The sequence below is a fragment of the Brenneria sp. g21c3 genome, assembly GCF_040240345.1.
GTDB lineage: Bacteria > Pseudomonadota > Gammaproteobacteria > Enterobacterales > Enterobacteriaceae > Brenneria.
In genome coordinates, this window is record NZ_JBEIAB010000034.1 from 1 (window position 1) to 12,098 (window position 12,098).

Sequence of the window (12,098 nt, forward strand, 5' to 3'; positions counted from 1 at the left end):
CTGGCGGCGCAGGGCAAGGTGGAAGTGCAGGCGCAGAGCGATGGGCTGGATTTGCTGGCGCAAAAGGAACTGACGGTGGCGAGTCAGGACGACAGGGTGGTGGTGACGGCGAAGACGGAGCTGCTGCTGAACTGCGGCGGGGCATTTATCCGCATCAAGGACGGGCAGATAGAGCTGGGGGCGCCGAACAACGTGATATTAAAAACCCCGGCTCTGCAACGCATGAGTGCGGCCAGCATTAATGTAACGGTGAAGTTGCCCACAGGATGCGTTCAGGGGGTGGAAACGGCCGCCCGGAATCAGGAATCTTTCGTTACGCTTAGCTAGTCGTCTGTTCTTATGGAGGAATTAATGACTAAAAAACTTGCCTGCCTGGGGGATTCAACCACTAACGGCAATATTGTGACCGCCTCGTCCAGCTATTTTGAGCAAGGGAAGCAGGTGGCGCAGAGCGGTGATATGGCGATTTGTCGAAAGTGCAAAGGCACCTTTCCCATCATGGGTACTTGCGACGGCATTATGGATGGAACTACCCGCCTGGTGCAGGATCAGGACCGAGTAATGTGCCGGTGCGCCAATCACCGCGTAGTGGCGCAAGCTCAAATATTTAACCAGTAAGCGGTAATTGCAAAGGACTCTACCATGGCTTGTGACAACCAATGTACTTCCACCGGTCTGGCGATCCTGCCGGTTCGTTATGCCGTCGTACCGAAAAGTATTTCCACCACCTTGCCTGCCTGGGCGCAAAGCGCGCCGTTGACCGGCGTACCGTTGGAAAATGGCGACCACTATGCATTAAGAGCGTTGCGTTATGGCTTTCTGTATGTTTTTTATGCCAAAGGATCTCAAGGCGTCAATTACTGGCAGTGTTACAGTATTGCGCCGAACGGATCGTTGTGGTTGCAAACTCATGCCGATAAACCCATTAATAAAACGAATCCGTCCTGTGATACAGAGCACCATGATGCCGCTATGGTTGAGTTCTTTTGCATTGCGGAGCCGGAAAAGTGTGGGGATGTATGGTTGGCTTTCAGTCAATATCAATGGAGCGAGGCGACGCTGACGCGTTATCGGCAGGAAGAATCCGCGCGCAATAAGCGGATGCAGAAAATCCAGCCATCCAGGTGGATTAATCAGCCACAACAGGCTGGTGCCACTCAGGCGACGGCGGACGCATTACAAAGCGTACTTGACTATCAGGATGTCAGCTCCGCGGGGTTGTTACCCTGCGTCACGTCTTTCTCATTTGATAGGCTACGCAATATTAGCTTTATCAACAATGCAGATAATGGCAAAGATGCGCCGGGATATGGTTACGCCCAAAGACTGCTGGAATGTGTTTCCACTCTCTCCCCCTGGGCGCTGGAGCGCCGTGGCAAGAGCCGGGATGCGGAGCAGAAAATGCTCAGCCGCAGCAGGAAAAAAGACGGGGCGTCCTGCACGCCCTTATTGCTTCCCCTGTGGGACGCGATAGGCATCGTTCATGAGTTGAACGGCTGGTGCATGGATATCGCCGGGCGTCAGGCGCAGTTCTCTAATGAACGGGAATTTGAACTGAAAACCCATAGCGACCTGCTGATGGTGCAGGGGCTGATCGGTGATGCTGCGCAGAATCAACTGGAATCGACCCGCGACAGATTGGCCAGTTCGGTGGATATGCTGGCGGAAACTCAGCAACAGCGCATTAGCATTCGCAAACGCTTTGCCGGTCGGCCGGCAATGCAGCAACAGTTGTTCTATGAATGCGATATCGTGGACCAGTGGTATCAGCAAAGGGTGCCACATTTCTATATTAAGCAGCGTGATTCGTTCAGCCAGATAGATGTGGATAAACGGAAAACGCAATTTTCCGGATTAAAAAAAACGGTGGACGCCTGGCTGGCGGACTATCCGGCTAAATCGGCCGGGAAGCGTAATCAAAGCTGGCGGAAATATAAAGCCAGACTGGATAATGCGCGGCGGGAAAACTTCGTGCAATGCTCTGATAAATTCAGCGCGTCATTGAAGGCGACGTTCGATAAGCGTGCGGTAAATATTCTGCACTGGTTGGAAGCGGAGTTATTTATCGTCACCTTGCAGGATTATAAAAGTACGGAATTTCTCGATAATTTTAACTACTGTAATATCGTCAGCGTAGCCCTGTGCGGTATCGGCAACGTCCCACAGGGACAAGCGCTGATTGACCGCTGGATTGAGGAGCAAAGCACCGGCAACGATGCCAATCTCATCTGGAACCAAATTGCCGGCAATAACCCGGAGATAAAAGGCGAACTTGAAGCCCTGCTGGCCTCGGCGAAGAAAGCCAAAGACGATCCTACGCCGACCTCGCTAATGGCATTGAATGCCGCGCTGGCGAACGCCGGCAATCTGAAAAAATATTCCGGTTTTGTTTCCAAAGCACTGAAAGAGTCGGCCAAAGATCTGCCGGATAACCCCGATTGGGTAAACCGGCATTTCAGAAAAACGGATCTGTTTATGGCCTCGTTGGGCGATCGCATCTTTAACTTTTCCCGCCTGGGCCCTCATCTTGATAATCACGTCACGATGATTTACAAGCTCATCTTTTCCGTCAGGGCCGGCGTGCTGCTGGAAAATACGATGCGCTTTTTGGATGGTCAGTTACAGGAGATGCCGCGACTGCGCCGCCATATTTTGCAGGATCTGAAGACCAGTCAGGGATTTTTGCCGGAAGGTGGGGAAAGATTAGAGAAATATAAAAAACTGAATAGTAGCTGGACGGAATTTTCCGGTACGGGCGAGGGTAAAAACACTCTGAAAGTGTCGCGGGTCGGGCTACTGATGCTGTTTTTCAATGCGCTGGACGTCGGTTACCTATATAGCCAGCTTAAACAGGATGACTGGAAAAGCAAAGCGGCGCTGGCGGCCAGCGGGCTAAGCATGATGTCGGTGATTAGTGACCTGCTATTGCCGGCGCTGGAAAAAGGCGAGGAAGCGACGAAAGCCGCTATCGAAACGGTAAAATTATCCGGCGCCTTTGTCGGCTGCACCGCATCGGTATTGACGGTAGTGCTTGATTATCAAGGAGGTAGGAAATCACTTAGCCAAAATCGTTTTGGTCTGGCCTGTTTCTATCTTGCCAAAGGGGTGGTGGATAGCGCGGGGGCGTTAAAATATCTGGGAACCTTCCTTTTCGCTGCCGGTGAACTGGCGTCTGTTTACGGCTATAAAGGGACAGTAGCCAAGTTTGCGTTAAATACCGGTAAGGGGATTACCGATGCTTTTCTGGCACGTACCGGCCTCCTGCGCTTTTTAGGATATCTGGCTTCCTGGCAGGCGCAGGTAGGGCTGATATTGTTGCAGGTTGTCGTAACGCTATTTTCCGATGATGAGTTGCAGGTTTGGTGTACCCAGTGTCGTTTTGGTCAAAAACCAGCATTTGCCGGCTATGACGAGCAACTGAAAAGCTTGGAAAGTGCGCTAAAGGAAATCCTATGAGAAATGAAAAGGTGATTGACCCCAGGGCGCTTCATCAGCAACTGTTTGAAGCACGATTTAACGTAAAATATACCCGCCGCCAGCTTGATATTCACGATGATAGCTATAGTAGCCGCGTCACGGAATCTGACTTGGAAAAAGCGGAACAACATTATCAGCAGATATTAAGTGAATGGCAGGCGTTGCCGCCGCCGCCAGTGCTGCCGCCGAGAGGCAAACTGGAAAAAATCACAGGGCGGCTGGAGGAGTTTAGTCGTATTCGCTGTAAGGCCAGCTTTTATCCTCATTCTTACTCCAATGCTCCAAGCGAAAAGTTAACGGCGGGAGAAAAAGGGGTAGCTGGGGCAGCGGCCATCGCCATCGGCAGCCCGGCGTTGGCGGCGCTGGCAATCAAAGATGAAGATGCGCCTTTGCCTGATGCGGATTATGTGCAAGGGATGATAAACGGTCAGCCGTTTGCCGGCTGGGTGGGATTTACCCATCTGGCGGTGGGTGACGAGGTGGAACTGGCGGCGGAGTGGCAGGACGACCATTACCAGGTCTATGCCATTGCCGTACCGGCGCAGCGGATTGTTTCGGTATGTCCTCGGTGCGACCATGGCCGCTATGCTGAGGCAGTGATCAGCGCTAAATTAACTATATATTGGATATTGTCAATAGTTTGTATTTTTAGCACTATTGGGTTTTTCATGGATGCGGGAACTTTTTGGGAAAATCTGATTAACTCAATAGTACATGATTATGATGATTTTTATCTATTTACTACTTTGATGGTAGGAACAATTAGTCCGCTTATAGGGGGTTTTTTTTATCTTTCCTACAGAGATTTTGTAAAAACAACCTGTCAACTTTCTGAAAATATTTTCCAGGCATTTGGCTGGCACAATCCCAAATGGATTAATTTAAAGAAAATAACGGCTATGTGGGAAAAGGAATTAAAACGTCAGGGGATATGGTATTCACCGGAGGATACCAGTAAGCCGCCACGGCCCTGTGCGCAATTCATATGGAGTCGTGAGAGTTGGTATTATTACTGACTTGTTGGAAATATTTTCATTCAAATAAGAGAGAGCTAATGAAGTATTTTAATTGTTTTTTTGCAATGGTGGTTTTTTTTTCGGTTTTGTTGGGGGTAAATCATGCACAAGCTAATCAAAAAACTTTGAGAATATATCCTGATACCTTACGGGCCTATACTCCGGAAGAGGCAGTAAAAGGTTTTATTGAGGCATATAAACGTGATGATTTTTATGAAGTTTGGCATCGTTTTACTGGTAGCGCCAGAAAAGGCTATATGGAAAGATTGGTAACGACATTTTGTTTTAATGGTTTTTTTAACCTAAAAAACGATACTTTTATCATGAATCTTCCGGGTGCCAGATTTTATGATGATGGTATTTTAAACACTCTCTCGGATGATGAAAAGTATGATTTTTCAGATTATGGTCTATTGTTTGATGATGCCATGCTAGCGGCAAGGAAATTACATATTCTCCCATTCACTTTCGGCCCCGGCTCGGCAATTTTAACCAGCAAAAAGAAAGATGATTTTGCTTATTTAGAAATCAATACTGACAGTAAACCTCCAATTATTACAATCGTTGCTAAAAAGATATCATCAAATGGTCTGTGGCGCATTGACCAGGTAATGTGGCCGAATTCAGCGGATAATGTACATCCTTGGGGATATAAAGATGACTATAGCGAGTCCCTATCAAAAAATATGGATAAAAAATAATAATAGGCACTATGGGCTCATTTAAGAATATATCGTCAAATAGTAATTTAAAATCATTGTGTTATACGGAAAGCATAGTTCTTCTGATATGAAGGATAAAACGATTTTTTAATTTTAATATTATTTTTTACGATAAGATAAAGTTTTTATAAAAATTAAACGGTTCGGGATGATTCTAGCATGAATATCAGTACATTCGATTTCAGTGAAGAGGCAATAGCCAGATTAACAGAACAACATGTTTCCATATTGGAGCGCCAGGCTATTCCTGGGGAAAATAAAATATGGTTGTTGATTGAACCAACTCTTAAGGAATTATCTGAGGTTGATGAAATATTATCTTATTTTAAGGGACGAGAATACCAATACATTACTTTTCCCCATGAAGACTTGAAAGACGTTTTCAAACTTTGGCTGGTATCTATTGACTCAGAAGATAAAGGCTTGCTTACCTGGAGTATGATGACGGCGTTAAACGAGTTGGATCCCATGAGACAAAAGGAAGGTTATGGCAGAACAGTTTGTGGATGGTTAATGACATCGTCGCCTGTCGACTACCTTATAAAACATATTGGTGAAACGGCCGTACAGCGGGTAATGGACAATGGTTCATTTATGTTACGTTTTTTTGACCCGACGGTTATCAGTCAGGTGTCAAATCATATGGATGACTGGCAGCGTTCAAGGTTATTTGGCGCGGTCAATATGTGGTATTTTCTTGATGGCGATGGACAGTTAGTTCATGAAACAGGTTTTTATCAGGATAAGGAACAGATGGATTTTTCATTGTCCATCAATGTTGACTGTTGGGAAAAAATTAAACGAGCAGGTATCCTGACCAGGATCCTGCATGATTATCGTATTCGTTTTCGCGCTGAACCACGGGTAAATGAAACGATCGCCAGACGATGGCTTGACGCCGCTATGGATTACCTGAGCGGCACGGCGATTTGGTTGCAGCCAGACGTCTATTTGGCGCTTGGCATGGCTATTTTAACTAAACATCCTGGTGTTTATCATCACAGTGCTTTTTCTGCATGTATTGTCGCCGCTGAAAAGACGGTTAATAAAAACTATCAACCTTTATTGCAGTTACTGGAAAATGCTGACTGGAATACGATTATCGATGAATGTCAGAAGATTAACGATAATCCGTCGCCATTTTACGGCCCTATTTCTGAATAATTATTCATCGGAGGATGTGAATGTCCTGGCCCATACAAAAGGTTATAGCGCCAGTAGCACCGAAAGCGATTGTTCGTCGGAGATGGACCCGCGCTGCTGCGATATTAGTATTTTTCATATTTTTGGGATTCTATTTTATTAATGCATTCCATTTTAACGATCGGCTTTATCAGGTATTTAGTATTATATCAATTAGCGTGGCTTTATTCGGTCTGATTATTTACTCGTTGAGGTGTTATAAATATGGTCTGGATCTGGATTACTATAATAGTTATTGCGAACAGGCTAAACTTATTGAGATGAAATGGAAGGATTGGTGTAGTAAATCAATAGCCATTGTTGATGATAAATTAATACTACCTGCATTGCTTGATAAAGAAGTATTTTTAAATAATGGTGAGTTCACAGTTAGAAAAGATAATCCCGCTTTATTTAATGATAAACAACCTGGTGAAATTCAATCTCACGGATTATTGCGGGAATTGTTATTTTCCATGCGTGGCAGATTTCAACAACTATTGTCATCCAGTGAATTCGAAGTTTTTTTCGTCAAAGATCCAGATTCATTTTCTTCAGCAGATTTTGAAGACTATTGGCTAGAAATGGAGTTACCAAAAGAAAAAATTTCTGGATTTCATTTTATACCCTCTTCATATGTAGAGCATATTGATAGCTGGATCAATCAGGAAACCAATAAAATATTTGTTGTTATTAAGACTCAAATAAATGAATCTGCCACCCAGCAAGGAAAAGAAACCGAGTATGGGATGATTCTCTTGTTATCAAATAATCGGCATCTGAAAGAAACTTGCTATAAGGCACATTTACTGAGACCACTTATAAGCGACCCTTCCACATTCTCTGTTGATGTATCGGATATGTTGCACTATCAGAGAACAGTTTGCGATGCAAAAAACATTTGGTGTGTGGGATTGAACAATGAGCAGTTAGCCAATCTGACGATAACCGTTAATCAGCAATTTATCGAACATCAGAATAATAATGTCCCACAGAGTCGGGATATTACTTTTTTTCTTGGTTCATCAGGGAGCCAGGGTATCTGGCTGGCCGTTGCGCTGGCTCTGGCCTCTATCGAAAAAAATCAGGAGCCACAAATAGTTGCTTGCGGGGAGTCGGGGCGACTGATTCTCAATACATTGGCCCCCTCCTCAAAAGTTATGGAGCAGGTTAGGAATGAAAATGTTTAATTTTTGGCGAGTATCGGGATTGTTCTTTTCCCTATTATTGATTGGTATTTTAGCTGCCGCTTTTTGCTATTTTTATGGCGAAGAGATTGGTTGGGGTGGAACCCGGCGTCAAATGTATTTATGGTCGATTATTATGTCTGGTTCTTGTCTTTTACTCATGTTTTTTAAAGTCGGCATGAATGCTCGTCGTGGAGGTATCCAATTCGAGAAAAATCAGGTTGAGATTTCTGAAAATGCAACATCTTTAGTCAATAAGCTGAATTGCGCAATGGAAATACGCGACCATCTCAGCTACCGCTATCGTCGCGGCTGGAAGCGCAAAGTGAATATTTTGCTGGTAATGGGGGCCGCGGCTGAAGTGGAGCAGGTTGCGCCGGGTCTGACCGCGCAGCGCTGGCTTGAAGGCGATGGCGTGGTGCTGATTTGGGGCGGCGAGTCTGCCGGCGCATTTGATCATGCACAATTGAAAGAATTGCGTCAGCTGCGTCGTCGTCCTCTTGATTCCATGGTCTGGATTGTCGATGAAAAGCGCGTGCAAGACGCGGCTTTTACTGATGCCATGGCCCGCCGCCTGCATGATGGTTACCGGACGCTGGGTTGGAATGTGCCGCTCTACCTCTGGCAGGTGCGTCAAAGCCAGTGGGAGCAGCAGGATCGCGATACTCAGCCGGTGGGGTGCGTGTTGCCTGCCGGGTGCAGGCCGCATGAACTGGCGGCGGGGCTTGATCTGCTTACGCCGCGGCTGACGCAGAAAGGCATGCAGCAGGTAATGATTAATCCGCGCCATGATTTTCTGCTGCGTTTGGCGCAGGATCTCGCGGACGGCGGCATCGATCGCATCAAACAGGCATTGACGCCGCTTATCGCCGGGCCGCAGTCGGTACGACTGGCCGGCATGATGTTCAGCCTGCCGGTTGCGGCGCGGGAAGGCGTCGCCAGCCACGGTTGGTTGCCGGATGCCGGCTGGGGCGGCATTATCGGCGATATCGGCTATCTGCCCGCCCGCCGGTTGGGCGTGGACTGGAGCCGCACGGCGCAGTGGGGGATCATCGGCCTGGCCCTGATATGGGGCGCGGGCAGTCTGGTATCGTTCCTGAATAATCGCGCGCAGATCATCGGCAACGGCCAGTTGGCCGGCAATGCCGCGCGTGAAGGGCAATCTCTGGGCGACCGCCTGTTGGCGCAACTGTCGTTACAGCAGGAGATGGGGCGCCTTGAACACAATGTCCAGGCGGGCAGTCCCTGGTATACGCGCTTTGGGCTGGACCAGAGTCAGGCGCAGCTCGACGCCCTCTGGCCGGTTTACCAGCGCGGCAATAACCGCCTGATGCGCGACGTCGTCGCCGAACGTTTACGGGACGAGATTGCGTTGCTCAGTCTCCAGAGCCACCAGGATACCGGAACGCTATATAACAGTCTCAAGGCCTACCTGATGATGGCGCGGCCCGGCAAGGCGGATCCGGCGTTTCTGGCCCGGAATCTGGCCCGCGTCTGGCCGCGGCGCGAAGGCGTGACGGAGGGCGTCTGGCAGGCGACGGCGCCGTCTCTGTTGGCGTTTTATGCGCAACATCTGCCTGCGCATCCAGAGTGGCGCATTGAGCCGGATACGCATTTGGTTGCGCAGGCGCGCAAGTCGCTGCTGCGTCAGTCAGCCCGCCAGGATATGGAAAATACGTTGTACCAGAAAATGCTTCAGCAGGTTGCCCATCAGACGCCCGACCTGACGCTGACGCAGTTGACCGGCGATACCGATGTCTCTCTGTTGTTCACCAACGATGGCGCCGTACCCGGCATGTTTACCCGTCAGGGCTGGGAAAATCAGGTGCGTGAAGCGATTGACCGTGTGGTGAGCCAGCGCAGCGCCGAAGCGGACTGGGTGCTGAGCGATAACCGCGCTCATGAGCAGGCGCTGTCGTCGGATGACCTGAAGGCGCGGCTGCGCGACCGCTATTTCAATGATTTTGCCACCGCCTGGCTGGATTTTCTGAATAACATGCAGTGGCAGCCGGCCAATTCGCTTTCCGATTCCATCGATCAACTGACGCTAATGGCGGATGCGCGGCAGTCGCCGCTGAGCGCATTGATGAAAGCTCTTGCCTGGCAGGCAGCGACCGGCAAAAACGATCTGGCGATTGGCGGCGCGGTCGAGCAATCAACCCGCAACCTGTTTCGTCGCGTCGACAGCGAACAGGACAAACTGCTGGCGCGCCAGCCCGGTCCGCTGGATGACACGTTCGGCCCGCTGCTGGCCGTGCTGGATCCTCAGGCCGCCGGGCAGGGGAATAATTCACTGAGTCTCCAGACCTTTTTGATACGTCTGACGCGGGTGCGGCTGAAACTGCAACAGATAACCAATGCGCCGGATCCGCAGGCAATGGCGCAGGCGATGGCGCAAACGGTGTTTCAGGGTAAAACGGTCGATCTGAGCGATACCCGTGACTACGGCAGCCTGCTGGCGGCCAGCCTGGGACAGGCCTGGAGCAATTTTGGCGACGCGTTGTTCGTGCAGCCGGTCGAACAGGCCTGGAAATCGGTCTTATCGCCGACGGCGGCCAGCCTGAACACACAGTGGCGGCATGCCATCGTGAATGACTGGAATGCGGCGTTCGACGGGCGCTACCCGTTCCGCGCCACCGCAAGCGATGCCTCATTGCCGCTGCTGGCGCAATATCTGCGTGCCGATACCGGACGTATTGCGCGTTTCCTCGATACCCGATTGAGCGGCGTGTTGCATAAAGAGGGCAGCCAGTGGGTGCCGGACGCCATCAACAGCCAGGGGATGCCCATCAATCCCGAGTTTTTGCGTCGCATCAACCAGCTTAGTCAACTGGCGGATATTGTTTTTGCCGACGGCGACGCTGGTATGCGCTTTGAGCTGATGGCGCGTCCGGCGCGGGATATCGTGCAGACGGATTTGACCATTGACGGTCAGAACATCAAATACTTCAACCAGATGGAGAGCTGGAGCGCGATAGGCTGGCCGGGCAATCATTTCCGGCCGGGGGTGATGCTGACCTGGACGAGCACCACTTCGGGCAACCGAGAATACGCGAACTTGCAGGGGCCATGGGGTCTGATCCGTCTGCTGGAAAAAGCGAAGGTGACGCCCATCGACAGCAGCCGTTATCAACTGATATGGCGCGCGCAGGATGGTTTGCCGCTCAACTATATCTTGCGCACTGAGTTGGGGAAGGGGCCGCTGGCATTGTTGGAACTACGGGATTTTCGTATGCCGGACACTATTTTTGTTGAATAAGGGCGAGCCCAATACGTCGATGGGCGTTGGGCCGCGAGATTGCCGCTTTTAAATGGTTGATTATTAAATCTGAGGTGTTATGAATCGTAAGAACAGAATTATTGCATTGGCATTGTCTTGCTTTTTAGGCATATTCGGCGCCGATCGGTTCTATCTTGGTAAAGTTAAAAGCGGTATATTAAAGTTTATTACCGTAGGTGGATTTGGTATCTGGTGGTTTATTGATGCGGCATTGCTGATTATGGATGCTTTTCTTTTTTCTCTGGGAAAAGAACGTGGCTGGGTTAAAGATAAAAATGGCAATGAACTCAAATATGGTTTGTCGGCATATCGTTTTAAAAATGGGCGTTTTCAGCAAGACTGGTTCACGGATGATGTGGCGAGCCTGAATAAAGAGATCGAGAAAGATAATAAAATCGTTATAGTTTCAGATGAGACGAAAAAAAGTTGGCTTGCCCATAACTGGAAATGGGCCATCCCGGTGTGTATCTGCTCTTTTATTGCCTCTATATTTATTGTCGTCATATCCCTAATGAAGGGAAATGTGGTTTATCAGGACGCGCTGGTCAAAGTGAAAAATGATGTTCGCGTGGTTGATAAATTGGGTGAAAATATTTCCGATGGTTATTTTGTTACAGGGAGTGTTAGTAGCGATGCCGTCGATTTAAAAATACCCGTCACGGGTGAAAAGGCTCGTGGTGATATTTATATTCAGGCGGAAAACATTGCCGGTCGCTGGATATATTATACGTTGGTTGTTAATACTGAGCACAATGAGAAAGTTGATATTCTTACGCCGCAGTAAATTTTACTTTCTATAAGTTTGATACTACTGAAGAGGTATGAACATGCTGTCCGTATCCGAACTCGCCACCCGTCTTACCGGCTCACAGAACCGCTATTCCCTGGCCATCAGGGGAGAGGCGGATAGCTCGCTGGACGTGGAGTCCTTCAGCGCCAGCGAGGGGCTGAGCCAAACCTACTGCTACCAGATAACCTTTACCAGCGGCCGCGATATCGCCCCCGGCGAGATGCTGTTGCAGGACGCCTCCTTTACCTTCAATCCGCCGGGCAGGCAACTGGGCGGCATCACGCTGCCTGACGCCACGCCGCCGCGTGCGGTTCACGGGGTGGTGACGCAGTTTCAGCGGCTGTCGGCCTCGGCGGACGAGGTGCGTTACCGGCTGACGCTGGAGCCGCATCTGGCGCTGCTGGGCAATGCCGGCCGCCCGGCGATATACCAGCATCAGTCGGT

At 49.3% G+C, this 12,098-nt stretch carries 10 protein-coding genes; all 10 read left to right on the top strand.

Annotation, left to right across the window (positions count from 1 at the left end; translation table 11 throughout):
- On the top strand, positions 1 to 327 hold a 327-nt coding region (locus tag ABRZ28_RS23900; protein ID WP_330521837.1), incomplete at its 5' end, for a DUF2345 domain-containing protein.
- Positions 328 to 351: 24 nt separating this feature from the next.
- Positions 352 to 618, top strand: a complete 267-nt coding sequence (locus ABRZ28_RS23905; protein WP_330521838.1) for a PAAR domain-containing protein — start codon at positions 352 to 354, stop codon at positions 616 to 618.
- Positions 619 to 642: 24 nt separating this feature from the next.
- Entirely contained in the window at positions 643 to 3,456 is a 2,814-nt protein-coding gene (locus tag ABRZ28_RS23910) for a T6SS effector BTH_I2691 family protein (protein ID WP_330521839.1), read from the top strand.
- On the top strand, positions 3,453 to 4,493 hold the full coding sequence (locus ABRZ28_RS23915; RefSeq protein WP_330521840.1) for a putative type VI secretion system effector: 1,041 nt from the start codon (positions 3,453 to 3,455) through the stop codon (positions 4,491 to 4,493). Before ABRZ28_RS23910 ends, ABRZ28_RS23915 begins: the two co-directional genes overlap by 4 nt.
- Positions 4,494 to 4,531: 38 nt before the next feature.
- Complete coding sequence (locus ABRZ28_RS23920; protein WP_330521841.1) at positions 4,532 to 5,194, top strand: hypothetical protein; 663 nt, start codon at positions 4,532 to 4,534, stop codon at positions 5,192 to 5,194.
- Positions 5,195 to 5,374: 180 nt separating this feature from the next.
- A complete protein-coding gene (locus ABRZ28_RS23925) occupies positions 5,375 to 6,379 on the top strand; it encodes a DUF4123 domain-containing protein (protein ID WP_330521842.1) in 1,005 nt (334 codons plus the stop codon).
- A 20-nt stretch (positions 6,380 to 6,399) separates the two neighbouring features.
- Positions 6,400 to 7,587 carry a KPHS_23130 family T6SS system protein gene (locus ABRZ28_RS23930; protein WP_330521843.1) on the top strand — a complete coding sequence of 396 codons (1,188 nt, stop codon included), beginning with the start codon at positions 6,400 to 6,402 and terminating at the stop codon, positions 7,585 to 7,587.
- Positions 7,588 to 7,855: 268 nt separating this feature from the next.
- Positions 7,856 to 10,843, top strand: a complete 2,988-nt coding sequence (locus tag ABRZ28_RS23935; protein ID WP_330521844.1) for an ImcF-related family protein — start codon at positions 7,856 to 7,858, stop codon at positions 10,841 to 10,843.
- A gap of 79 nt (positions 10,844 to 10,922) precedes the next feature.
- Positions 10,923 to 11,648, top strand: coding sequence for a cytochrome c oxidase assembly factor Coa1 family protein (locus tag ABRZ28_RS23940; RefSeq protein WP_330521845.1), 726 nt, complete (start codon positions 10,923 to 10,925; stop codon positions 11,646 to 11,648).
- A 43-nt stretch (positions 11,649 to 11,691) separates the two neighbouring features.
- On the top strand, positions 11,692 to 12,098 hold a 407-nt coding region (locus ABRZ28_RS23945; protein WP_330521846.1), incomplete at its 3' end, for a contractile injection system protein, VgrG/Pvc8 family.

Coding starts and splice junctions, on each gene's coding strand:
- ABRZ28_RS23905 (WP_330521838.1), top strand. CDS start 352: ATGACTAAAAAACTTGCCTGCCTGGGGGATTCAACCACTAACGGCAAT.
- ABRZ28_RS23940 (WP_330521845.1), top strand. CDS start 10,923: ATGAATCGTAAGAACAGAATTATTGCATTGGCATTGTCTTGCTTTTTA.
- ABRZ28_RS23930 (WP_330521843.1), top strand. CDS start 6,400: ATGTCCTGGCCCATACAAAAGGTTATAGCGCCAGTAGCACCGAAAGCG.
- ABRZ28_RS23915 (WP_330521840.1), top strand. CDS start 3,453: ATGAGAAATGAAAAGGTGATTGACCCCAGGGCGCTTCATCAGCAACTG.
- ABRZ28_RS23910 (WP_330521839.1), top strand. CDS start 643: ATGGCTTGTGACAACCAATGTACTTCCACCGGTCTGGCGATCCTGCCG.
- ABRZ28_RS23925 (WP_330521842.1), top strand. CDS start 5,375: ATGAATATCAGTACATTCGATTTCAGTGAAGAGGCAATAGCCAGATTA.
- ABRZ28_RS23920 (WP_330521841.1), top strand. CDS start 4,532: ATGAAGTATTTTAATTGTTTTTTTGCAATGGTGGTTTTTTTTTCGGTT.
- ABRZ28_RS23935 (WP_330521844.1), top strand. CDS start 7,856: ATGGAAATACGCGACCATCTCAGCTACCGCTATCGTCGCGGCTGGAAG.